General features: G+C 62.2%; 21 protein-coding genes. 17 read left to right on the forward strand and 4 right to left on the reverse strand.

Features of this window, described 5'->3' with window-relative positions; translation table 11 throughout:
- The 6 genes from AC1D06_RS09295 to argE all read left to right on the forward strand — a co-directional run bounded on the left by AC1D06_RS09295 (window position 1) and on the right by argE (window position 7626).
- Window positions 1-1671 (forward strand): hypothetical protein, encoded by a 1671-nt coding sequence (locus AC1D06_RS09295; protein WP_477985994.1) that lies wholly within the window; start codon window positions 1-3, stop codon window positions 1669-1671.
- A 216-nt stretch (window positions 1672-1887) separates the two neighbouring features.
- Entirely contained in the window at window positions 1888-2655 is a 768-nt protein-coding gene (locus tag AC1D06_RS09300) for an SDR family NAD(P)-dependent oxidoreductase (RefSeq protein WP_477986072.1), read from the forward strand.
- A gap of 21 nt (window positions 2656-2676) precedes the next feature.
- Window positions 2677-3993 (forward strand): histidinol dehydrogenase, encoded by a 1317-nt coding sequence (hisD, locus tag AC1D06_RS09305; RefSeq protein WP_477985995.1) that lies wholly within the window; start codon window positions 2677-2679, stop codon window positions 3991-3993.
- Between the two features lie 9 nt (window positions 3994-4002).
- Window positions 4003-5019 (forward strand): zinc-dependent alcohol dehydrogenase, encoded by a 1017-nt coding sequence (locus AC1D06_RS09310; protein WP_477985996.1) that lies wholly within the window; start codon window positions 4003-4005, stop codon window positions 5017-5019.
- A 38-nt stretch (window positions 5020-5057) separates the two neighbouring features.
- Window positions 5058-6296 carry a hypothetical protein gene (locus tag AC1D06_RS09315; RefSeq protein ID WP_477986073.1) on the forward strand — a complete coding sequence of 413 codons (1239 nt, stop codon included), beginning with the start codon at window positions 5058-5060 and terminating at the stop codon, window positions 6294-6296.
- 178 nt (window positions 6297-6474) lie between these two features.
- Window positions 6475-7626 (forward strand): acetylornithine deacetylase, encoded by a 1152-nt coding sequence (gene argE, locus AC1D06_RS09320; protein WP_477875972.1) that lies wholly within the window; start codon window positions 6475-6477, stop codon window positions 7624-7626.
- 10 nt (window positions 7627-7636) lie between these two features.
- Here argE and AC1D06_RS09325 read toward each other — a convergent pair whose 3' ends face one another.
- Window positions 7637-8122 carry a YchJ family protein gene (locus AC1D06_RS09325; protein WP_477875973.1) on the reverse strand — a complete coding sequence of 162 codons (486 nt, stop codon included), beginning with the start codon at window positions 8120-8122 and terminating at the stop codon, window positions 7637-7639.
- Between the two features lie 81 nt (window positions 8123-8203).
- A complete protein-coding gene (locus AC1D06_RS09330; RefSeq protein ID WP_477875974.1) occupies window positions 8204-9433 on the reverse strand; it encodes a flavin-containing monooxygenase in 1230 nt (409 codons plus the stop codon).
- 248 nt (window positions 9434-9681) lie between these two features.
- On the opposite strand from AC1D06_RS09330, the gene AC1D06_RS09335 reads away from it, so the two are divergent.
- From AC1D06_RS09335 to AC1D06_RS09360, 6 genes are all read left to right on the forward strand, one after another.
- Window positions 9682-10626: a LysR family transcriptional regulator gene (locus tag AC1D06_RS09335; RefSeq protein ID WP_477985997.1), complete on the forward strand. Its 945-nt coding sequence runs from the start codon at window positions 9682-9684 to the stop codon at window positions 10624-10626.
- Window positions 10627-10840: 214 nt separating this feature from the next.
- Window positions 10841-11824 carry an ABC transporter substrate-binding protein gene (locus tag AC1D06_RS09340; protein ID WP_477875976.1) on the forward strand — a complete coding sequence of 328 codons (984 nt, stop codon included), beginning with the start codon at window positions 10841-10843 and terminating at the stop codon, window positions 11822-11824.
- A gap of 70 nt (window positions 11825-11894) precedes the next feature.
- Entirely contained in the window at window positions 11895-12695 is an 801-nt protein-coding gene (locus AC1D06_RS09345; RefSeq protein ID WP_477985998.1) for an ABC transporter permease, read from the forward strand.
- A gap of 9 nt (window positions 12696-12704) precedes the next feature.
- The gene (locus tag AC1D06_RS09350) at window positions 12705-13502 is read left to right on the forward strand and encodes an ABC transporter ATP-binding protein (RefSeq protein WP_477875978.1); all 798 of its coding nucleotides are present in this window, start codon (window positions 12705-12707) and stop codon (window positions 13500-13502) included.
- A gap of 35 nt (window positions 13503-13537) precedes the next feature.
- Window positions 13538-15157 carry a GMC family oxidoreductase gene (locus AC1D06_RS09355; protein ID WP_477985999.1) on the forward strand — a complete coding sequence of 540 codons (1620 nt, stop codon included), beginning with the start codon at window positions 13538-13540 and terminating at the stop codon, window positions 15155-15157.
- A 3-nt stretch (window positions 15158-15160) separates the two neighbouring features.
- Window positions 15161-16687, forward strand: coding sequence for an amidase (locus tag AC1D06_RS09360; RefSeq protein ID WP_477986000.1), 1527 nt, complete (start codon window positions 15161-15163; stop codon window positions 16685-16687).
- 37 nt (window positions 16688-16724) lie between these two features.
- Here AC1D06_RS09360 and AC1D06_RS09365 read toward each other — a convergent pair whose 3' ends face one another.
- Window positions 16725-17753 carry a helix-turn-helix domain-containing protein gene (locus AC1D06_RS09365; RefSeq protein WP_477986001.1) on the reverse strand — a complete coding sequence of 343 codons (1029 nt, stop codon included), beginning with the start codon at window positions 17751-17753 and terminating at the stop codon, window positions 16725-16727.
- 154 nt (window positions 17754-17907) lie between these two features.
- On the opposite strand from AC1D06_RS09365, the gene AC1D06_RS09370 reads away from it, so the two are divergent.
- Window positions 17908-18963 carry an alpha/beta hydrolase family protein gene (locus AC1D06_RS09370; protein WP_477986002.1) on the forward strand — a complete coding sequence of 352 codons (1056 nt, stop codon included), beginning with the start codon at window positions 17908-17910 and terminating at the stop codon, window positions 18961-18963.
- A gap of 120 nt (window positions 18964-19083) precedes the next feature.
- On the opposite strand, the gene AC1D06_RS09375 is transcribed toward AC1D06_RS09370, so the two are convergent.
- A complete protein-coding gene (locus AC1D06_RS09375) occupies window positions 19084-19545 on the reverse strand; it encodes an OsmC family protein (RefSeq protein WP_477986003.1) in 462 nt (153 codons plus the stop codon).
- 197 nt (window positions 19546-19742) lie between these two features.
- On the opposite strand from AC1D06_RS09375, the gene AC1D06_RS09380 reads away from it, so the two are divergent.
- The 4 genes from AC1D06_RS09380 (at window position 19743) to AC1D06_RS09395 (ending at window position 24443) form a co-directional block, all read left to right on the forward strand.
- Window positions 19743-20420, forward strand: a complete 678-nt coding sequence (locus AC1D06_RS09380; protein ID WP_477986004.1) for a FadR/GntR family transcriptional regulator — start codon at window positions 19743-19745, stop codon at window positions 20418-20420.
- Window positions 20417-21688 (forward strand): CynX/NimT family MFS transporter, encoded by a 1272-nt coding sequence (locus AC1D06_RS09385; protein ID WP_477986005.1) that lies wholly within the window; start codon window positions 20417-20419, stop codon window positions 21686-21688. The genes AC1D06_RS09380 and AC1D06_RS09385 overlap by 4 nt, the downstream gene beginning before the upstream one ends.
- A gap of 106 nt (window positions 21689-21794) precedes the next feature.
- Window positions 21795-23516 carry a GMC family oxidoreductase gene (locus tag AC1D06_RS09390; protein WP_477986006.1) on the forward strand — a complete coding sequence of 574 codons (1722 nt, stop codon included), beginning with the start codon at window positions 21795-21797 and terminating at the stop codon, window positions 23514-23516.
- A gap of 117 nt (window positions 23517-23633) precedes the next feature.
- On the forward strand, window positions 23634-24443 hold the full coding sequence (locus AC1D06_RS09395; RefSeq protein WP_477986007.1) for an AraC family transcriptional regulator: 810 nt from the start codon (window positions 23634-23636) through the stop codon (window positions 24441-24443).
- Window positions 24444-24448: the final 5 nt, after the last annotated feature.

The raw sequence follows: 24448 nt of genomic DNA on the forward strand, positions 1-24448 counted from the left end.
TTGACAATGACGCGCGCACATTTGCGGGCGGTGCTTGCGGCAGCCATTTCGTCCATGGCTGCCGCAGGATTTGCCGTTGCCGCCAGTCCGGGCGAACTCACGGATCTGCGTTCGGAGAATCCGGCTAACCCTTTCGCCTACATCCCGCCGCAATGCTATACGCGGACCGAAACCAGCGGTCTGGTGCACAATCCCTGCTATGCCTGCCATATCAAGTCTGCGGAGCCGAATTATGCAGACGATAGCGATCTGCAGACCCATTACGATTTCTCCGATCCGGCACTGGCCAACCATTGGCCGAACTTGTTCGTGGACCGCCGGGCGGCGATCGCAGTGATCCCCGACAGCGATATCCTCGCCTATGTCCGCACCGACAATTACCATGATGGCATGGGCCGGCCGGAACTCGCCGGACGCCTGGAGCATCCGCCGGCGGGCTGGGACGTCAACGGCGATGGCGCATGGTCCGGCTACCGTCCCGACGTCTATTTTTCATTCGACAGCCAAGGTTTCGACATCGCGCCGGACGGAAGGCGAACCGGCTGGCGCGCCTATGGCTACCTGCCCCTGCCGGGCTCCTTTCTGCCCGCCAATGGATCGGCCGACGACGTCATGATCCGCCTGCCGCAAACATTTCGCGAGCGCGAGGACGGCGCGACCGACTGGGCGGTCTACGACGTCAACCTCGCCGTCATAGAGGCACTGGTCAAGCGCGCCGATGTCGGGATCAGTCAGGTCGACGAGCGGGCTCTCGGTGTTGACCTCGACCGCGACGGCAGGCTGGCCATCGCCCACCGGGTCGTCTACGCCTTCGATCCGCGCCATGGTGTCACTATGTCCTATGTCGGTCGGGCGCGTCTGGAACTGGCGGCCGGCAAGGTGCATCTGGCGGCCGGCCTGTTTCCGGAGGGCACCGAATTCATCCACAGCCTGCGCTATCTCGATGTCGCCGCAGACGGTTCCGTCAGGCCTGCCGCCCGCCTCAAGGAATTGCGCTATGCCCGCAAGACCGGCTGGCGGACATATTCATCCCTGCTCGAACAGGCGATGAACGAGCTGCGCGAAGAACACGACAATCCGGACAGTCCGGAAACCTTCCATGGTGATGTGGAATCCGGCATCGCCACCGGCACCGGCTGGCGCTATCAGGGCTTTATCGAAGATGCGGGCGGCACGCTGCGCCCGCAGACGTTTGAGGAAAGCCTGACCTGTGCAGGCTGCCATGCCGGCATCGGCCGCCCGACGGATACGATCTTCTCCTACGCGCGCAAGCTGGACCAGCCGCGCCGGGGTTGGTTCCACTGGAACCAGGGTTTTGCCTTGGGCGATCAGCCGGACCGGCCGGCGGTCAATTCCGGCGGAGAATATGCCACCTATCTCAAGCGCAACCACGGCTCAGACGAGTTCCGCGCCAATACCGAGGCGATCGCGCACTTCTTTCCGGACGGCAAGGCGGACGACCAGGCAATCGCCGCGCTGGCAAAGCATATCGGCGCATTCACCGACCCGTCGGCGACGCGCGCGCTCATGCTCGACAAGGCTTATCGCCTCGTCGTCGGCGAGCAGAGCTACGCCAAGGGCCGCAATCCGGTCATCGCCCCGCTCGACCGGGCGGTCTGGCGCGCGGTGCCGGAGAATACGGCGACCGGTGTCGTGGAGCCGGTAGAGTAGGGGCGTCGACCGATACTGTCTGGAACGCTTGGATGCCGGACGCTGACCGAGGACCGGTCGCCTGCTTGGCGGGGTGAAGAGGGCAGCGTCTCCAAGCGAGCAATGCGTCGCCTTGGAAAATCCGACGTTCCGCCTCGCCAAATCCATCTGGACAGTTTTTGCCGGAGGTGATCCTATGCCGCCCGATGCGAATGCGAGAGGCTTGGATTGCAAAATATTCCCGCACTTTTCGATCTTTCCGGCCGTAAGGCGATCGTCACCGGCGCCAGCCGCGGCCTGGGGCAGGCGATTGCCGAGGCACTGGCGGGCGCCGGGGCCGATGTTGCGATCACCGCGCGCGACGTCGAGTCTCTGAGGGAGACCGCCCGCCGGATAAAAGCGCTCGGTCGCTCGGTTCATCCGTTTGAACTCGACGTGCGCGATGTCGAAGCCTGCGGCAGCGTGATTGCCGAAGCGGCCGATGCACTGGGCGGGCTCGATATTCTCGTCAACAATGCCGGCCATGAGGATGTGCGGCCGTCGCTCGATGTCGACGAGCTGCTCTGGGACAAGATCGTCGATACCAATCTCAAGGGCGCCTTCTTCGCTGCCCAGGCAGCCGCGCGCTGCATGCGCGATCTCGGCACGGGCGGTGCGATCGTCAATCTCTGCTCGCTCACCTCCTATGTCGGCGTGCCGACCGCCGTACCCTATGGCTCCTCCAAATCCGGCCTGATGGGCATGACCCACGCGCTGGCCACCGAGTGGGCCGGCCTCGGCATTCGTGTCAACGCCATTGCGCCCGGCTATTTCCGCACCGCCATGACCGATATGTTCTACAAGGACGAGGACTGGCAGCAGGCGATGCTGGCGAAAATCCCGCAACGCCGCTTCGGAGCGATGGAGGATGTCGCGGGCGCTGTCGTCTTCCTCGCCAGTGATGCCTCGGCCTACATCACCGGCACCTGTATCCCCATCGACGGCGGCTATCTCGCCTCGATCTGACCCAGTCCCAAGGAAATTCCGATGTCCGACGTCTCCTTCCATGATCTCTCCACGCTCGACGAAGCCGGCCGCGCTGACTTGCTGAAACGCTCTGAAACCGACCTTTCCGGTTTCATCGACAAGGTGAAGCCGATCATCGAGGCGGTGCGGACGGAGGGCGACGCAGCGCTGGTGCGTTTCGCACGCGATCTCGACAAAGCCGATGTCAATATCGGCAGCCTGAGGGCAAGCGAAGCGGAATTCGATGCAGCATTTGACAAGGTCGACCCGGAGGTGATCGAAGCCATCCGCTTCGGCATCGACAATATCCGCCGCTTCCACGAGGAACAGAGACCGGAGCCGATGTGGCTCAAAGAAATGCGGCCCGGCGCCTATGCCGGCGACCGCTTCACGCCGATCAAATCGGTGGCGCTCTATATCCCGCGCGGCAAGGGCGCCTTCCCGTCGGTGACGATGATGACGGCGGTGCCGGCAGTCGTCGCCGGCGTGCCGGAACTGGCGATCGTGACGCCGCCGGTGCCGGACGGTTCCGTCGATGCCGCGACGCTGGTCGCAGCAAGGCTTGCGGGCGTCGAGACCGTCTACAAGGTTGGTGGCGCACAGGCCGTCGCCGCCGTCGCCTATGGCACGGAGACGATCAAGCCGGCGATGAAGATCGTCGGCCCAGGCAGCCCCTGGGTGGTCGCCGCCAAGCGGCTGCTGTCCGGCGTCATCGATCCCGGCCTGCCTGCCGGTCCGTCGGAAGCGATCATCTTCGCCGACGACACGGTCAAGGGCGGGCTTGCGGCGCTTGACCTCCTGATCGAAGCGGAACACGGGCCGGATTCGTCGGCCTATCTCGTCACCCACAGCCGCCGTGTGGTGGAAGAAGCGCTGGCAGCGCTACCGGAGCATTGGGGCCGGATGACGGAGCAGCGCGTCGCCTACTCGACGGCGGTACTGACGGGCAAATGCGGCGGGGTGATCCTGACGCAGTCGGTCGAGGAAAGCTATCGCTTCGTCAACGACTATGCGCCGGAACATCTGGAAATTCTCTCGACCGATCCCTTCACCCATCTCGGCCATATAACCGAAGCGGCGGAAGTTCTCATGGGGCCGTATACGCCTGTCTCGATCGGCAATTTCGGCCTCGGGCCGAATTGCGTGCTGCCAACCAGCCGCTGGGCGCGCACCTACGGGCCACTTTCGGTCACCGATTTCGTCAAGCGCTCGTCCGTCGGCTATGTTACTGCGTCGGCCTATCCGGAATTCGCCAAGCACGCCTGGACTTTGGCGCGCTATGAAGGCTTTTCCTCGCATGAACATGCGGTCTCCGATGTCCGCAAAAAGTATCTCTGAGGGTTTGGGATGAAGGCGGCGCGGCTCTATGCGGCAGGCGATCTCCGGGTCGAAACCATCGATCCTCCCGGTGCGCTTGCGCCCGGCTCTCTGCGCATCGCCGTGGCTGCTGCCGGCATCTGCGGCTCCGACTTGCATAATTTCCGCACCGGCCAGTGGATCAGCCGCTCGCCCTCGGTTGCAGGCCACGAGTTTGCCGGCATCGTCACCGAAGTCGCCGCGGATGTCTCCGGCTTTGCGATTGGGGACACCGTCGTTGCCGACAGCCGCTTCTGGTGCGGCGAATGCCCGGCATGCCTGAGCGGGAGGCGCAATGTCTGCCTGCATCTCGGTTTCGTCGGCGAGGTCTGCGATGGCGGCTTTGCCGAGGAGACGGCATTGCCGGCGCGGCTGGTGGTCAGGCATGATCCTGTGCTGGATCCGCGTGTCGCAGCCATGGCCGAACCCCTGGCCGTGGCGTTGCATGCCGTGCGTAGACAAGCCGTGCCATCCGGTGAGCCGGTCCTGATCGTCGGCTGCGGGCCGATCGGCGGTCTTGCAGCCTTGCTTCTTTCACGACTGCATGATGGTCCTTTGCTGGTCGCCGATCGAAACGCGGCGCGCGCCAGGCGCGTCGCGGACGTCACCGGCGCTGCTGCCGTGGACCTGGAGCCGGACGCGATTGCGGCATCACTCGATGGGAAGGCATTGCGCCATGCCCTCGATGCCACCGGCAATATCGCTGTCCTGAAGACAGTGTTCGATCTCCTGGCCGGCAGCGGTTCGCTGGCGCTGGTCGGCATCACGCATGGCCATGTGGATCTTGACCCCAACCTGTTGGTCGAACGCGAAATCGCGCTGATCGGCTGCCATGCCTTTGCCGATGAGCTTCCGGAGGTGGTGGCGATGCTGCCCGATCTCGCCGATGCTCTCCTGCGGTTGATCGACCGCGAAATCGATATCGATGAGGTGCCGGAAGCCTATCGCCGACTTCTCGCGGGTGAAGCGACAGGCCTGAAGACCATCATCCGCGTCGGTGATCGATGAGCACCAGCCGCACCGCCGAAATCCGACGGCTGGCCCGCATGGACGAGGCCAGGGCCGTCCTGCTGTTGGCGGACCTTCTGCGTGAACTTTTCGATCTCGACGCATGCGCGATTGCCATCAACCACGACCAATACAGCCTCAATTCGCTGAATGGATTTTTCGAGGCCGATGGGCAGCACTTCTTCTTCAAATTCCACCAGGAAGAGGGTGAGGAGGCGATGTCCGGCGAATATTACCGTGCCGACATCCTCGCCCGTGCCGGCCTGCCGGTGGATCAACCGGTATATATGTCGGCGCTGCCCGGCGAGCAGATCCTAATCTATCGCCGTCGCAGCGATCCCCGTTTTTCAGACGTGCTCCGGACGCTCGACCTTGTGCCGGATGACAAAGCCGAAGCGCTCGCAGTCGCGGCAGAACGCAATCTTTCTGAAAARCTGCTGGCGGTCTATCGCCGCACGCTGCACCCGATCACGCCTCGGCAGGCCGCCGCGGAACCTGTCCATCGGCTGTTCTACGAACGGCTGGTGGATTTGCCGGAGGGTACCTATCCGGGCCGGCGCTATCGGAATTTCTATGTCGGACAGCAATTTGCGTTTCCCGGCGTGACACTGGGTTGGAACGAATTTTCCAATGCCCGCATCGTGGTCAATGGCATCCGCTATCGACACACGATCGGCGAGCTCTTCGACCGCGCCGCCAGGCTGCTGCTACCGGAGCAATTGTTCCATGCCGGCGGGGTCGTGGCGCATGGCGATGCGCACAATGCCAATGTCTGGTATTCGGCCGAGGGCGATCACGCCGCACTTTGCTATTTCGATCCGGCCTTTGCCGGAGAGCACATGCCCAGCCTGCTGGCCGAGGTGAAGACGACCTTCCACAATATCTTTGCCCATCCCTTCTGGCTCTATGACCCGACCGAAGCTGCTATGCGCTTCAAAGGCGAGGCGCGCTACGAAGCCGGCATGCTTCATCTCGATACCGACTGGGCACTCAGCCCGGTCCGCCATGCCCTGCTCGATGTGAAGGCGCAGTGTCTGTGGCGGCCTCTGCTGGCCGAATTGAAAACGAGGGACATGCTTCCGGCCGATTGGCGTGACGTGGTTCGCTCGGCGCTTTTCCTCTGCCCGACGCTGGTAATGAATTTGCGCGCCGGCGTCGCTACTCACGATCCCGTCTCGTCGCTGATCGCCTTTGCCGTCGCCACCATGGTCGGCAGCGAGCCGGAAGATGGCGGCGACATCGTCAGCGATTTCCTCGATTCCATCACGCCGGCCTGATCTGTTTCGGCTTTTCGGCATCAAGGAGAGCGATCATGGATGAGATGCCCACTCGGGCACGCGACGGGCGCAGACCGCGCTACGCGGAAGAGCTTGACGGTCCGCCCGTGACGGGCGATGAGGTATCGTTCCGGGCAAGATCGCTGAACTTCCGCCGCTGGACTGAACTGGAGAGCGCATGGACCAGGCCCTGACCCTTCTCGACCGGCTGATCGCCTTCCCAACCGTCAGCCGCGACGGCAATATCGACCTGATCCGCTATGTCGCCGACCTTTTGACGGCTGAAGGCATCCCGTCGCGGCTCTTTCCGCATGAGAGTGGCGACCGCGCCTCGCTCTTTGCCACGATCGGGCCCGAAGGTTCGGGCGGGGTGGTGCTGTCAGGTCATACCGATGTCGTCCCCGTCGAAGGCCAGGCCTGGACCAGCGATCCGTTCCGCATGATCCGTCGCGATGACCGGCTTTTCGGCCGTGGCACCGCCGACATGAAGGGGTTTATCGCCTGCGCCATCGAGGCCTTCGTCGCCGCGAAGAGCCGGGCGCTCACCCGGCCGCTGCATCTGGCGCTGTCCTATGACGAGGAAATCGGCTGCGTCGGCGTCCGCCCGATGCTGACGGAACTGGCAGCCGCAGGCATCCGGCCGGAATGGGTGCTGATCGGCGAGCCGACCTCCATGGCGGTGGCGACCGGCCACAAGGGCAAGACCGGGATGAAGGCGATCTGCTGTGGCCACGCCGCCCATTCGGCGCTGGCGCCCACCGGCCTCAACGCCATTCATCTCGCTGCGGATTTCCTGACTGAAATTCGCGCCATGCAGGCCGATCTCGAAGCGACGGGACGACGTGATCCGGACTATGACGTGCCCTATACGACACTGCATGCCGGCGTGATCAAGGGTGGCACGGCGCTCAACATCGTACCGGACAATTGCGAAATGCTGTTTGAAATCCGCAACATCGCCGGCGACGACCCCAAGAAAATCCTCGACGAATTCTTCGAGCGCGCCGGCCGTATCGCCGGCAAGGCGCGCAACCAGTTTCCCGAGGCCGATATCAGGATCGAGATTTTCAACGAATATCCGGGTCTCGGCACGGATACGACGGGTGCGGTGACCAAGGAGGCGATTGCGCTTTCCGGTCAGTCGAACCGCATCAAGGTCGCGTTCGGCACCGAAGGCGGATTGTTCCAGGAGGCGCTGCAGACCACGGCTATCGTCTGTGGCCCCGGCAGCATGGACCAGGGCCATAAGCCGGATGAATTCGTTTCCGTCCCGCAGCTCGAAGCCTGCCGGACAATGCTATCGCAGCTGACGGACAGGCTGGCCGGATGAATGCAGGCGCTCAGCCTGCGCCGTGGCATTTCTTGTATTTCTTGCCCGATCCGCAGGGACAGGGATCGTTGCGGCCGACCTGCGCAATGGCGGGCTTTTGCACACGGACCGCGACGTCGCCTTTGACATAGCGCCAGGCACCCATGATCCGGCGGAATTGGGATGTTTCCGACAATGTGAAGATGCGAGTGTTCTGGCGATAGCGCGCCGTGAATGTCACCGTGCCGGCATCATCGCCCTCGCCGCCGGCCTCCGTTGCTTCGATTGTCAACCCGACCCACTCGGTGCCGGGCATCGACTTGGCCGCTTCCTCGCGATTGAAGGCAAGGGCTGCCTCGCCGGCGCAGGTCCGCTCGATATAGTCGAGATTTCCCTGCGCATAGGCGGTGTAGCGCGATCGCATCAGCGCCTCGGCCGTCGGTGCAGGCCTGCCGGCCAGCAGAGGGCCGCAGCACGCCATGAAATCTTTCCCCGATCCGCAGGGACACAAGGTCATCAACCGCACCTCTTCAAGCTGAGATTTCGCTTTTAGAGATGCCGGCCGCCAGTGTCCAGAAAGATACCCTATAGCACCCGGTCAGCGGGGGCGGGTAGCGATGTGCTCGGCAACGTATTTTGCGTCGTGCCACGCGCCCCAGATGAAGGGCGATGCCCTCCGCGACAGCCAGGCCAGACCGAGGAAGTAGAGGCCGGGCACTTTCGAAACGCCGTTACGATGCGCAGGCCGGCCTTTCTCATCAAAAGCGTCGAGCTTGAGCCAGCTGAAGTCGAGCCGGTATCCCGTCGCCCAGATGATCGAGGTAATATCCGCTTTGGCGAGATCGAGCTCCAGGATCGGATCGATGGCGCATTGAGGCAGCGCGCCGATAACATGGGCCTCAGGCTCTTCCGGCAAATCCAGGCCTTCGCGGGCGGCATAGGCATCGGCGGCAGACAGGACCGAGAGATAGTCCGCGTCCCCTCCGGCGATATTCTTGGCCAGATCCACGGCAAAACGCATCTTGCTGTCTTGATATGCCTCGGCACGGCCGACCAGGGTAATCCCGCTGGCGGCGAGCTTGCGGAAATCAACGGTGTGCCCGCCATGCGCACCGCTCACGGCGATTGTCACATGCTCCAGCGCTGGATCGTTGGTCTTGACGTCCCAGAGCCCCAGGGCGCCGAGCCACCAGACGAAATCACGCCCGCGATAACGCCGCGGAGGCCGGTTGTGTGGACCGACCGACAGATAGACCGTCCGACCTGACCTCACCAGTTCATCGGCGATCTGTACCCCGGAAGAGCCGGCGCCGATCACCAGGCAGGCGCCCGCAGGCAATTGCCCGGGATTGCGATAGGCGGAAGAATGCAGCTGGACGATGCCGCTGTCAGCCGGCAAGATCGCTGGGATCACCGGCTTTTGAAACGGTCCGGTGGCCGCTATGACATTCTTTGCTTCGATGGTGCCCTGATTGGTTTCAACGCGAAAACCCGAACCGTCGCCGATTTCATGAAGTGCCGTGACCTCCACGCCGCAGCGGATCGGCACAGCCATCTTTTCCGCATAGGCGACAAAATAGTCGACGATCTGGTCACGCGCGGCAAAGCTGTCGGGATCAAGCCCATCAAAGGCCATGGTCGGAAATCTATCATGCCAGGCCGGGCCGTTCGCCACCAGCGAATCCCAGCGTTCGCTGCGCCAGCGTTCGGCAATACGGTGCCGCTCGATCACCAGATGCGGGACCTTGTTGTTGGTCAGATGTTCGCTGGCCGCCAGCCCTGCCTGGCCGCCACCGACCACGAGCGTGTCGACTTTTTCAACCGTCATGCACCGGCTCCTTTTTTGAGACATCCAACCGCAAAGCAGCGGGGCCAACCGCAGACCAGCAGGGCAAAAAATTGTTAGTCGACACCGCTGGTTCGAGAAATAATGATTTATTTCAGTCTTGCTTTGGATATTTCGAGGTAGGGGTGGCGAAAGGCATGATGGCCTTCGTCCGGCGCCTTCCTATTGACTACGCACGGCCGACGACTCACTACTGACCCTCGTCATTTGCCACCAACCATTCGGCCGCCATGCGCTTCACCCTCCGCCAACTCGAATATTTCATTGCCGCCGGCGAGACCGGCAGCATCACCCAGGCGTCGGAGCGCATCAATATTTCGCAGCCGTCGATCTCGACGGCCATCTCGCAGCTCGAACAGGAGCTGGATGTCCAGCTTTTCGTCCGCCACCATGCGCAGGGCCTGTCGCTGACGCCGGCCGGGCGGATCATGCTGATCGAGGCCAAGYGGCTGATCGAGCAGGCGGAATCGCTCTATGCCGTGGCATCCGAGGCCAGTGACGAAGTGCGCGGCCAGCTCAATGTCGGCTGCCTGACGACGCTGGCGCCGATGATCCTGCCGGAACTGGCGCTGTCGTTCAAATCCGGCTTCCCGAATGCTTCCATCCGCCCGCATGCCGACCATCAGGAAACGCTGCTCTCCGGTCTGCACAAGGCAATGATCGATGTCGCCATCTCCTATGACCTGCAGATCCCGACCGATATCGAATTCACGCCGTTGGTGGATCTGCCGGTACATGCCGTGGTCGGCGAGAGCCATCCGCTGGCGCGCAATTCGGCGGTGACGCTGGAGGAATTGGTGAAGGAACCGCTGATCCTGCTCGACTTGCCGCTTAGCGCCGAATACTTTTTGGCAATCTTCATGAAGGAAGGCCTGCAACCCAACATCGCCTTCCGCATCGCCCATCCCGACGTGATCCGCACCATGGTCGCCAATGGCTATGGCTACACGCTGGCCAATGTCACACCGCGTTCCGACGTCGCACTGGATGGCCGCCGGGTGGTGCGCGTGCGCCTTTCCGGCGAGCACCGGCCGATGACGATCGGGCTTGCGACGTTGAAGCAGATCAAGAAATCACGGCTGCTGACGGCTTTTGCCGGCCATGCACGGTCCTTCATCTCGGAGGCCTATATCCCCGGCATGGTGGCACCTGCCATGGGCCAGAAGAAGCGTTGAGCTGATCGATTTTGCGGAACTTGGGTCAAGCCGACCTGATGCTTCGGAATTTCCTAATCAGGATTACTAAAAATTCTTGTTTTGACCGGCCGGGATTAGTGCTTTGTTGCGACATCCGGCGAAGTTCGACGGCGACCTGATGTTGACTGGGAGGCAGATCGGGCAGACGCCAGCTTTGACACGGCAAGCCTTAGGCAAAACAGAGGGAACGTACATGACCAATCTCGCTTCGCGTCTCGCCAAGCTCGCTCTTGCGGCTGGCGTCGCTCTCACCGCCTTCTCGGCCGCGCATGCCGGCACGATGAAGCTCGGCATGACCACCTGGGTCGGTTACGGCCCGCTCTTCCTCGCCCGCGATCTCGGCTACTTCAAGGAAAAGGGCCTCGATATCGACCTGCAGATCGTCGAGGACAATGCGATCGCGGAAGCCGCGGTCGCCGCCGGCCAGATGGACGGAGATGCCGGCACGATCGACGAAATCCTGAAATACCGCTCGCCGGAATTCTGCTTCAAGTCCGTCTATGCGCTCGACGACAGCCATGGCGGCGACGGCATGCTGGCCCCGTCTACGGCCAATTCCCTCAAGGATCTCAAGGGCCTGGAAGTCGGTATCAACGAAGGCTCCACCTCGCAGTTCTGGTTCGACATCCTCTTGAAGCAGAACGGCATGTCCGAAAAGGACGTCAAGATCACCAACATGACCGCCGACGATGCCGCCGCGGCCTTCATGGCCGACCGCATCCCCGTCGCCGTCACCTGGGAACCGCACCTGACGCTGGCCAAGAAGGCCAACAAGGGCAAAGTGCTGATGGATTCTTCTAAGACGCCGGGCATCATCGTCGACGTCGTGTCGTTGCGCTGCGACTATATCAAGAACAATCCGAAAGATGTCGAGGCGCTGGTCTATGGCCTCTACAAGGCCAATGAATATATCAAAACCAACCAGGACGACGCCTACAAGATCATGGCCAAGGGCGTCGGCGGCTGGCTGACCGACCCGAAGGATTTCGCTTCCTCGGCTGCCGGCGTGAATTTTTATGGCGAACCGCGCAACAAGGAATTCTTCAAGGACGGCGCCAACGGCGAATCTGGCAAGCTCGTCGTGCTTGGCAAGGAAGTCTGGGGTGCGCTTTCCAAGCTGAAGATGGACGTCAAGTATGACGACGTCGTCGATACGAGCTATCTCGGCCTGAAGTGACACCTCCGTTTACCGGGACGGTCCGCCGTCCCGGTCCCCGACAGTCCGTGGGCAAACGGAGCGCCTCCCTGTGAGTAAAAAACCGTTTTCAAAAGACATTGCGACGCCGTTTCGAGAGATTCCGCGGGGCCTGACAATCGGCCTGCCGATCGTGATCTGGATCGTCGTGATCGCCGTCTGGTTCCTTGTGACCTATTCCGGCTTGGTTCCAAGCATCTTCCTGCCACGTCCGGACATCGTGGTGGAAAGAACATTCGCCATGGCTTCGGATGGTTCCCTCTGGGAACATGTCAGCGCTAGCATCGAAGTCGTGATGATCGGGTTCGTCATATCCAGCATTATCGCTGTGCCGCTTGGCCTGTTCATGGGAACATACCGTGTGGTGCAAGCCACGCTTGATCCCCTGGTGAATTTCATCCGCTACCTGCCGGTCACGTCGCTTATCCCGCTCTTCATTCTCTGGATCGGCATCGGCATCTGGGAACGGATCGCGGTCATCTTCTTCGGCACATTCTTCCAGCAGGTAGTGATGTTCGCCGATGCGGGACGCTCGGTCCCACGCGATCTGGTCAACGCGGCCTATACGCTGGGTACACGACGCAAGGATACGGTGTTTCACATTGTCCTGCCGGCCACACTGCCCAATATCCTCGACATTCTCAGGGTGACCATGGGTTGGGCCTGGACCTACGTGGTCGCAGCGGAACTGGTCGCAGCGAGTGCCGGCCTCGGCTATATCTCGATGAAGGCATTGCGCGGCTTCCAGGTCGACGTCATCTTCATGGCCGTTGCTTCGATCGGCATTCTCGGCGTCGCCACCGACCAGGTTTTCCGGCTTATACGCCGCCTCGCCGCTCCGTGGGCGAACTAGGAATAGACGATGGCTGCCACGAAATTGGATCATAACAGTTCCGACATCTCCGTCGATCAAGTCGAACTGCGCTACGGCGCCGGTAAAGGATCGGTGCTCGCGCTGAGCGGACTGTCGCTGCATGTCGAGAAGAACGAATTCTGCGTCATCGTCGGCCCCTCCGGCTGCGGCAAATCGAGCCTGCTCTACCTGATTGCCGGGCTCGAAGACCGCACCGGCGGCGCGATCCGCGTCGGCCCCAGGCCGATCAGCGAACCGGGTGCCGACCGGGGCATGGTGTTCCAGTCCTACACGCTGTTTCCCTGGCTGACCGTGTCGCAGAACGTCGAATACGGCCCCAAGCGCAAAGGGTTGCCGGCGCGCGAGCGCAGGGAGATCGTCGATCACTATCTCGCCGAGGTCGGCCTGTCGAAATTCTCCAATCATTATCCGTCGCAGCTTTCCGGCGGCATGAAGCAGCGCGTAGCGATCGCCCGCGCGCTGGCAAACGACCCGGAAGTGCTGCTGATGGACGAGCCGTTCGGTGCGCTCGACAGCCAGACACGGCATTCGATGCAGACGCTCTTGCTGAGAGTCTGGGAACATTCGATGAAGACGGTGCTGTTCGTCACCCATGACATCGAGGAAGCCATCCTGCTTGGCGACCGGGTGCTGGTCATGTCCGGCCGCCCGGGACTGATCAAGAAGGAGATCAAGGTGAATTTCGCCCGGCCGCGCAGCTTTGACCTGGTGCTGGAGCCGGAATTCATCGCCATGAAGCGTGAGATCCTCGGTCTGCTCAAAAACGACGAGGACGACGTTCACTGACGGGCAGCCGCCCGGCGACATCCGTGGAGAGTGCCATGAGTGAACTTGCGTTCGACTATATCGTCATCGGCGCGGGCTCTGCCGGCTGCGCTGTTGTCAACCGCCTCAGCGGCGATCCGGGCAAGACTGTCTGCCTGATCGAGGGTGGCGGCAGCGATGCCAGCCTGCGTGTCAGGGTGCCGGCCGGCATCCTGTCGCTTTACGGCAGCAAGCGCTACGATTATTCCTTTGTCGGCGTGCCGCAGCCGCAGCTCAACAATCGCCGCATTCCCGTCAATCGCGGCAAGGGGCTGGGCGGATCGAGCATCATCAATTCGATGATCTATATTCGCGGTGCCCGCGAGGACTATGACGAATGGGCCGCGCTCGGCTGCGCCGGCTGGTCCTATGCCGACGTGCTGCCGGTATTCAAAAGTTTCGAGCATAATCTGCTGGGGCAAGACCCCGCTTATCACGGCGTCTCCGGCGAACTGCTGGTCGACAATCCGCGTGACCCGAACGAAGTATCGAATGTGTTCGTCGAAGCCGGCAAACATGTCGGCTTGCCTGACAATCGCGATTTCAACGCCGAAAGCCAGTATGGCGTCGGTATCTACAACGTCACCCAGGACAGGGGCCAGCGCTTCTCGGCCCATACCGCCTTCGTCAAGCCGGTGCTAGGCCGCGGGAACCTGACGACGCTCACCGAGACCGAAGTGTTGTCGCTGATTCTTGACGGCCGCAAAGTCACCGGCGTGCGCGTGCGCCGCAACGGCGCGGAAGAAGTGATCGGCTGCCGCGGCGAGGTCGTCCTGTCAGCGGGCGCTATCGGTTCGCCGCACGTGCTACTCGCCTCGGGCATTGGCCCAGCCGGCGAGCTTTCCAGCAATGGCGTCGCGCCACAGGTCGACCTGCCGGGCGTCGGTAAGAACCTGCGCGACCATGTCGACGGCATGATCACCGTGCGTTCGTCGAGCCGCCGCACGCTCGGGCTCTCGGCGCAAAACCTGCCGGCGATGCTTGCGGCGCCTCTCAAATATTTCGGCGCCCGCCGCGGCATGCTGACCACCAACTATGTCGAGGCCGGCGGTTTCGCCAGGACGAAATATGCCGGCGACGGTCCGGCGGATATCCAGTTCCATTTCGTGCCTGGCTATCGCAGCCATCGCGGCCGGCTGATCGAATATGGACACGGCTACGCGGTGCATACCTGCGTGCTGCGGCCGAAAAGCATCGGCGAGATCCGGCTCAAGCGGAGTAATGTGCTGGAGATAGACCACCGGTTCTTCTCGGAGGAGCAGGATGCGCTGACGCTGGTCGAAGGCATCAAGTTCGCCCGTTCGATCTTTGCCGACAAGGCTTTCGACGACCTGCGCGGCCCGGAAATGCTGCCGGGACCGAATGTGCGAAGCGATGACGACATCCTCGCCTATCTGCGCGCCGAGGCGCTGACCGTCTTCCATCCCGTCGGCACCTGCAAGATGGGCACGGATGTGATGGCGGTGACCGATCCGTCGACACTGCTTGTGCGCGGCCTGCAGAACCTGCGCGTCGCCGATGCCTCGATCATGCCGACGCTGATCGGCGGCAATACCAATGCGCCGTCGATGATGATTGGCCTGCGCGCCGCCGGCATGGTGCTGGGCAAACCCGTCGCCGTGAATGAGGCGGCCTGATCCATGCCTATCGATCTCGACCGGCTCACAGTAGACGCGGCGCAAGCCGACTTCGCTTCCGGCACACTCACCGCCGAGGACCTGACTCGCGCCTGCCTTGCCCGCATCGCCGAGCGCAATCCGCATCTCAACGCCATCATCTTTCTCAACGACCATGCGCTCGACGAAGCGCGCGAGATCGACCGCCGCCTGGCCGCAGGCGAAACACTCGGCCCGCTCGCCGGCATTCCCTTCGTCGCCAAGGACACGATGAATGTTGCCGGCTTCCCCACCACCGGCGGCTGGCGGCTCCTGTCGAGCAAGGCCGGCGGCATCGACCTGATCCCGGAGCAGGATAGCGATGTCGTGGCGCGGATGCGCACCGCCGGCGCCGTGCTGCTCGGCAAGACCAATGTGCCGGTACTGTCGGCCACTGGCACCCATGCCGACGACAGTTGGGCTGGCCCGACCTTGAATGCGATCAACAATGCGCTGGTACCGGGCGGTTCAAGTGCTGGTTCGGCCTCAGCGGTCGCGAGCGGCATGGTGGTGATCGGCCTTGCCGAGGAAACCGGCGGCTCGATCCAGAACCCGGCTGCGGCGCATGGCCTGGTGGGCGTCAAGCCGACCTTCGGCCTGGTTTCCAATGCCGGCGTCATGCCGCTCGGCGCCTCGACGCTCGATGTGATGGGACCGATCGCGCGGACGGTGCGCGACGCGGCGATCGCACTCGATGTGCTCGCCGGCTATTCATCCAACGATCAGAAGACTGTCGCAGGCGTCGGCACGAAGCCGGCCGGCGGCTATGCGGCCCAGCTCGACCGGCATCTCCTTGCCGGCAAGCGACTTGGCCTTTACGGCCCCGGCTGGCGCAAGGTTTCCGGCAGCTGGCGCGGTCAGCCGCTGGCACCCGGTGTTGCCGATGCTTATGAGAGAATGCAGGTTCTGCTGAAAGCCTGGGGTGTCGAACTCGTTGCAGACCCTTTTGCCCGCAATGGCTTTGCCGATCTCGCCAGGATCACACCAGGTGGCGACGAGTATGACATACGCGGCATGGAGAGCCTGCCCTATGACCTCGGCGTCTGGCTGGCATCGCTCGGGCCGAAGGCTGCGATCAAAAATTTTGCAGAATTCTGCCAAGCGACCAAGGCCGAGGATCCTTTCGCGCCGTCCGGCGTGTTGAATTATTTATCCGGATTCGACGAACTCCAGGCCTGCATGGCCAACCCGTCAAAACCACCGCCACTGACAAGCTTCTATGAGGCTCGGCAAGCCCATCTCGCCATATTCAACTCGGTGATGGATCGCCACGCGCTCGACGCCCTGATTTTTCCGCAGGCCGCCGATCCGCTGCCCGAGCGCGGCGCCGGCATCAGCATACGCGAGACAACCGTCGCAGAGATCAATATCGCCGGTCTGCCGGGCGTAACCGTGCCTGCAGGACATCTGGCGACGGGCGAGCCGTTCAGCTTGATCTTCGTCAGCCGGCTGTGGAGCGAGGCCATGCTGCTGGGCTTGGCGCATGATTTCGAGCGGTCGCTGAAAACCTGACCGGCTCGCGCGTCGCCGAGTTCCTGTCGCCCGATGATCAGGCCATACGATTTTTCTCGAGCCATTCGGTTGGACTAAGAGATGTCACCCTTCGAAATTCCCGGTTGAAGTTCGATTTGGTCTGAAAGCCGGATTCAAACATGGCGGCAGTGACCGAGCTGCTCGTCTGCAGCAGCCGGCACGCTTCGGCGATGCGGAAATCGTTGATATATTGCGAGACATTTTTGCCGGCGAGCCTGTTGACTGCACCGGATATCTGCCTGGCTGGGATGCCGGAGCGTCGTGCCAGCCGAGCGAGCGTCAGGTTGTCGTCGAGAAATAACTTCTGCTCGTTCAGCAGGAGATCCAAGCTGTCCAGCACCCCACGATCCCGCCCGGTCTCCGAAAGAGAAAGGTCGCCTTGCGTGGCAGGTTCCGGAAGCGCCTTCGCCTGCGCGGCCACGATCGCTGTCAGGCCGAGGAGGAGCAATCCAAGCAGGTTCGCATTGCTGACGATAAGGATGGCGTTGTGTCCTCGGCTCCACGCGAAATCGAGATAAACCGCGAGATCGAACGAAGCCGACAGGCATAGTGATACAGCGGCAATGATAAGCGCCCGATGTGCGGCAATGGCGCTTTCAAACCTGGCCTCATCCAGGCCGTCGGGTCCCCACCGGCCAAGCCTGAGCAGGGCGACGGCGTAACCGATGAACACAGCCATCAGCGTAACGTCGATGAATTGTGGCATCACGACGAGCAGGGCGATGATGATGAAGGGTGGAAGGGTGTGCACCCAAATGGCAACCTGTCGATCCGGCCCACCCTGATGGATCAGCTTGCGGAAGCTGGCCAGGACAAGCGGAGGAAGGCAGGCAGCGAGAACGGGAAGGACATAATGCAGTTCCACAAAGCCATAACCCCATCGCAAGCCAACGGCGACCGATTGCAACACGGTCAGGCCGATGAGCACAAGGAACGGACGATTTTCTTTCTGCAGATCGGAGTTTCGCAGCAGCGCTCCGAGCAGGATTAGAAGCAGAAGGGCAACGACGAAAGGCAGGGGGACAAAAATCACGGGCGCACACACGGTTGGGGGTCGGCACCACGATGGCCGCGATCACGATCGAGAACGACCTAGATCATGATTCAGGTCGAGTTCCCACACCGTTCTTCCTCAGATGAACGCCGGAAAGCAGCCGCAAACGCGGCTGATCGTTTCGGTCACATTATTGAGGGAAACAATGAAGCTTTTGATGAAAGTCAGGACCATATTGGGGGCCATGGCGCTTTCCATGTTGATTGCGCAACAGACTGCCAGCGCCGGCGAAAATGTGGGTGTGCATCAGATCGCGGCTCCGTCGAAAGAGCGGGGCGTCGATCTCGACGTGACAGTTTGGTACCCGGCTAAACCAGGTGGAAAGTCCGTCACGCTTGGTGAGAGCGTGTTTTTCAAGGGGACTCCTGCCATGCGCGATGCCCCGATAGCAGATGGAAAATTCCCGCTCGTTCTGCTCTCTCACGGTGCAGGCTTGGCGGGAAACGCGCAGGCGCTAAGCTGGATTGCAATACCATTGGCGAAACAGGGCTTCATTGTCGCGGCGCCCACCCATCCCGGAAATGGCGGTGCACACCGATCTGCTGCGGAAACGATGAAGCTTTGGCTGAGGCCTACGGATATCACCGAGACCCTGAATGCGATGGAAAGCGCCTCTTTCTTTCAGGAGGACCTGGATTCCGACGAAGTTGGTGTTCTCGGGCTTTCCATGGGCGGCAGCACCGCGCTGATGATCGCGGGCGCTCGCATAGACCCACAACGTTTGGCAAGCTATTGCGACACGGACGCGCGCAATGCATCTCTTTGTGCATGGGTCAGGCAAAGTGGGGTTGATCTGCATGCAATGGATTTTCGATCAGCCGGCCGTGACTACAGGGATAAGCGCATCCGGTTTGCCATGGCAATCGATCCCGCGCCTGTCGACGTCTTTGAGTTCAAGGATTTTTCCGAGATTTCGATTCCCGTCGACGTGGTGAATCTCGGCCAGCTGGGGAAAATCCCCCTGACTGTGGACGCTTCGAAGATTGTGAAAGTCATCCCACAGGCCGCATATTCTACGATCGAAGATGCAAGCCATTTCAGTATGTTCGCCGAGTGCAAGCCAGGTGCGGCCGAGATGGCCGAATCCGGAAAGATCGGTGATCCGATTTGTATGGATGGCGGAGGCCGGACTCGGCATGAAATCCACGCCCAACTGAGCAATATGGTCCTTGCTGCCTTCAACCGCGCGTTTGGTCGCTAGACTGCCGGAGTCCGGTCAAACCCATTGCGTTTTGGACAGTGACACGCCGTCGGCTCGGTGTCGGACTTCGCCCTTTCTGCACGCGGTCCCAAGCCGGCCGACCTCATGGCTTACCGCGTCCTATTCGCGCGGTTCGCAGCGAATATCGGTGCGGACGGAATTGGCGATGAAGCATTCCTCGTGCGCCAGGTGATGCAGTTCCGAGGTGGTTTCCGTGTCCGGCGCACTGCCTTCCCAGGCAATGCGCGGCCGGAGCGTCACTTCACTGACCCAGAAGCGGCCATTCTCGTTTTTCGCCATTCGTCCTTCGGCAATGTCCTCATAGCTGTTGATGACCAGGCCGCGCTTGGCGGCGAGGTAGAGGAAGGTCAGCATATGGCAGGAGGACAGGCTGGCAATGAACGCCTCTTCCGGATCGACGCCGGAAGGATCGGAAAAGCGTGGCACGACATGCGGTGAAGAGGAAGCCCGGAAACTAACGCCGCCGTCGAAAGACCAGGTATGGCCGCGGCTGTAGCGATTGTCGCTGAACACCTCGCCCGGCGTCCGCTCCCAAAGGATGGTGGCAGTGTAGCTGGCCATGTTGGACCTTTCGTTATGGGACCTGCCTGCCACGGCCGACAGGCCGATTTGCTGGCATCGACTCCACGTACCGAACAGAAATAACGACAAACCGCCGGGCGCGATAGCCCGTAGCGGATGGACGAAGGGAGATTGACAGCAGTATGCATCTTTGGCAATGATCAAGTCATCAGATGACTTGATCATTGAAGAAAACCATGCAACCCGTCAATCGAACCAATCTCGCCGAAACCGCTTCTATCGCCATCCGCCAGGAAATCCTCGCCAAGCGCTGGGGCATCGGCGAGAAGTTGCCCAACGAAGCGACGCTTTCCAACATGCTCTCCGTCAGCCGCGGCACGATCCGCGAGGCCGTGCGCGTGCTGGTCTCGCAAGGCTATCTAGAAACCCGGCAGGGCTCCGGCACCTATGTCCTGTCGACGACGGATACGGCAGGCACGATGACCATGGCGCGCCGCGCCGGCCTGCGAGATCTCTTCGAGGCGCGCGCGGCACTGGATGTCGAAGGCGCCCGGTTGGCGGCGCTGCGGCGGACGCCCGAAACGATCGTTGGCCTCCGCATGCTGCTGGAAAAGCGCGGCAATTTCCAGGGGGAGGACAAAGCCGGCTTCATTGAGCGTGATCTCGCCTTCCACAAGGCAGTGATTGCCGCCTCGGGCAACCAGGCGATGGTGGCGATCTACGATTTCTTCTCCGCCTCGATCACCGAGACGATCGCCTCGACGCTCGGTGGTGACATTCCAGAGCCGGATATGCAGGCGCATATTGCCATTGTCGATGCCATCGAAAGCGGCGATCCCGAAAAAGCCGATACCGCGGTGCGCGGCTTCATGGCGCCCGTTATTGCCGCTCTCGAACGGATGATTCTTTCATGAATAGCCATGTCCAGCCCCATGAGCCCGTCGAAGAATTGCTGATCGACGACGAGGCCGCTGCTCCGCCTGCCACGCCGCCGGCTAAGCAAACCGCCGCAAGCCGGGTGATTCTTGGCGTCAGCCTCGTGCTGATCGCCTTCAATCTTCGGCCGCTGTTTTCCAGCGCGTCTTCGCTGCTGCCGGAAATCCGCAGTGAGTTTGGCCTCGGCAGCATCGGCACCAGCGTGCTGACGACATTGCCGGTGTTCTGCATGGGTGCCTTCTCGCCACTTGCGCCAAAGCTGGCGCAGAAGATCGGTGCAGAGCGGACGCTGCTTGGCATGCTCTTTCTGCTGACGCTCGGTGTGGCTTTGCGCGGCATCGCCTCGGTGCCGATGCTGTTTTTGGGCACCGCGCTGGCCGGCGCCTGCATCGCCATCGGCAATGTGCTGCTGCCGGGTCTCGTCAAGCGCGATTTCCCCGATCGTGCCGCGCTGATGACGGGCCTCTATACGATGGCGCTTTGCGCCGGTGCTGCCGGTGCAGCGGGTTTGACCCTGCCGGCCGAGCGTGCTTTCGGCGGCTCGCTGCAGGCAGCTCTGGCTGTGTGGGCGGTGCCGGCGCTGGTCGTCAGCCTCATGTGGTTGCCGCAGGTCCTGACCGGCGGCAGTGCCGCCAGCCGGCCGCGTGTGCGTGTTGCAGGCCTGTGGCGGGATCGGTTGGCCTGGAATGTGACGCTGTTCATGGGACTGCAGTCGGCGCTGGCCTATTGCGTCTTCGGCTGGCTGGTGCCGATCCTGCGTGAGCGCGGGCTCGACGGCGTCGCAGCCGGCGGCATCGTGTCGCTTTCGGTGATGGTGCAGGCGGCGTCCTGCCTGCTGCTGCCACATCTTGCCGTGCGCGGTAGGGATCAGAGGCTGGTCAATGTAGCGCTGATCGTGGTCTCCGTTACCGCCCTGCTGGGCTTCCTGTTTGCGCCGCTGTCGACCGTCTGGGTTTGGGCGGTGCTGTCGGGCATCGGCCAGGGCGGGCTGATTGCCGTGGCACTGATGGTTATTGTGCTGCGTTCGCCCGATTCGCATGTCGCGGCGCATCTTTCCGGCATGGCGCAATGCGTCGGCTACCTGCTCGCCGCGCTCGGACCGCTGATCGTCGGCCTGATCCGCGGCTGGACCGGCTCCTTCAGCTGGAGCGCAGTGCTGTTCGTCCTGCTCGGGCTTGGCGCGGGCATCAACGGCTGGCTGGCCGGCCGCAATCGCCTCGTCGGCGTGCGAGCGGAAACCGGCTGAACGCCTTCCATTCTGAAAAAATTGGACGCCCGGTTAATTGCACCGGTCGCCCCGCTGAGCGCTTTCCTTAGACTACCGGTCAAAGCAAAAGACCGGGAGTGGGACTATGGAGGCAGCGGCGGACTATCTGATCCTGGGGGGCGGTTCGGCCGGATGTGTGCTCGCCGCGCGGCTGACGGAAGATCCGAAGACGAGGGTGCTCCTGGTGGAAGCAGGGCGCAACCTGACGCGCGAGACGATGCCGGCGCATGTCCGCAGCCGCTATCCCGGCCGCGCCTATCTCGATCCCAACAATATCTGGCCGGAATTGCAGGCCTATTTCGCCACCCCTTCCGATGGTGTTTCCCGCGCCAAGCGGCGCTACGAACAGGGACGGGTGCTCGGTGGCGGCTCTTCGGTCAATGCCATGGTCGCCAATCGCGGCGCGCCTTCCGACTATGACGAATGGGGCGAAATGGGCGCCGAAGGCTGGTCTTTCGAGGCCGCCCTTCCCTATTTCCGCAAGCTCGAACGCGATGTCGATTTCGGCGGCGACAACAAATATCACGGCACGGTCGGGCCAATTCCCATCCGGCGGATTTCCGACCAGCGCATGTCGCCCTTCGTCAAAAACGTCTGTGGCGCCTTCGAACGGCAGGGCTACAAGCGCCACGCCGACCAGAACGGCGTCTGGGAGGACGGCATCTTCGTCGGCGCCATCGCCGTCGACGACAGTGGCCACCGTATCCCCACTTCGCTTGCTTATCTCACCGACGATGTCCGCAAACGCGCCAATCTTGAAATCATCACCGACCACACCGCCGAGCGGCTGGTGATCGACAATGGCCGTGTGACAGGCGCAGTGATCATGCTGTCGAATGGCGGCACGGAACGGACCGTGACGGGCCGCGAGACCATTCTCTCGACCGGTGCGCTACATACGCCGACACTGCTTATGCGCAGCGGCATCGGCCCGGCGGCACATCTCTCGGACATGGGTATTCCGTCCATCCTCGACCTGCCGGGCATCGGCGCCAACCTGATGGAGCATCCGTCGACGGCTGTCAGCTGCTACCTGCCGCCCAATCTCCGCCTCGCCGATCTCGACGAACACCACGACCACGCCATCCTGCGCTTTACCTCCGACATTCCGAATGCACCCGCAGGCGACATGCATGCGGCGATGATCGCCCGCTCCGGCTGGCATTCGATCGGCAGCCGCATCGGCACGCTGTTCATCTGGCTCAACAAGCCGTTTTCACGCGGTCAGGTGCGGCTCTCGGGCAAGACGTCGCGCCACGAGCCGGAGGTAGATTTCCGCATGCTGTCGGATGAGCGCGACCTGACACGCCTCGCTTATGGCTTCCGCACAGGCGCCAAGGCATTGCTTGACCTGCAGGACCACGGCGTTTCCGGCCCGGCTTTCCCGACCGCCTATTCCGCCCGCGTGGCGGCGATTGCGGCCGACGGCACGATGAACATGCTCAAGCGTGGCCTGTTCTCGGCGATGATGGATGCGGCCGGCCCGGCGCGCGCCTGGCTCTTGCGCACAGCCGTGACCAGCGGTCTCGATCTCGCCTCGGTGGTCGCCGACGATCAGGGGCTCAAGACCATGCTCAAAGCCGCCGTCGGTGGTGTGTGGCATGCTTCGGGCACGTGCCGCATGGGCGGCGCCGATGACAAGATGGCGGTGACCGATGGTGCGGGCCATGTAAGGGGCATTGCAGGCCTGCGCATCTGCGATGCCTCGCTGATGCCTTCGATCCCGCGCGCCAACACCAATACACCGACGATCATGATGGCCGAGCGGATCGCCGATCTCATCAAGGCAGAAGCCGGTGCGGCATAGAATGGTTCATTTTTCCGCGGATTGCGCTACTATGCTGTCGATGCCTCCCGACAGATGGCATCGCAACGGCACGAAGGGCATCCGTGGGAGCGGGCCTGCTGCCGTGGAGGAGGAGAAATGACGGGTATCCTGGCCGCCCTCAACGGCCCGTTCGGGCGTGTCACCTATTTCGAGATCGTCGAACCGGTCGGCAATCATGCCCATCCGCATGTGCATCTCTTATTCAAGATTTCCGGTGACGACCGGATGATGAATGTCGAGGGCCGGACGGTGCGGCTCGACGACGACACCTGCATCCTGATCAATCCCTGGCAGGAACATTGCGACATCAAGCCGGATGGCGACAGCGCCACGCGCATGCTGGCGCTCTATATCGAGCCCGCCTGGCTGTCGCAGCATCTCGGTGGCGGCTGGCAGCGGAGTTTCGAGATCGTGACGGCGCCGATATTGCCGCATGTGCGCAGCTTGGTCGACGCGGTGCGCGACATGATCGAGGGCGGCCGCTCGGACCATGTGGCATTCGAGGCCCTGCTGCTCGACCTGATCCAGGAATGCACCGCGCCGGTGCGGCTGCCGGTGGAAATGCGCCGCAGTGCCGATTACCGCATCAAGAATGCCGTCCAGCTGCTGCGCGAGGCGCCGCAGCTGCACAATGACTTTCGCTCCATCGCCCGCGATGTCGGCCTGTCACGCTCGCGCTTCTTCGAACAGTTCCGCAACTCGGTCGGCGTGGCGCCAAACATGTTCGTCGACAGTCTGGTGATCGAGGAGGCGATCCGCATGCTTGCCGTTTCCGGCCAACCGCTTGGGCAGATCTCCACCAATCTCGGCTTCGCGGCGCCTTCAAGCTTTACGCGTTTCTTCAAGGAGCGCGTCGGGTTCACGCCGAGCAATCTCCGGCGCCATGTCAGCGACGCGGCTCTCTGACAGTC

The organism is Rhizobium sp. P2_G2 (assembly GCF_056403555.1).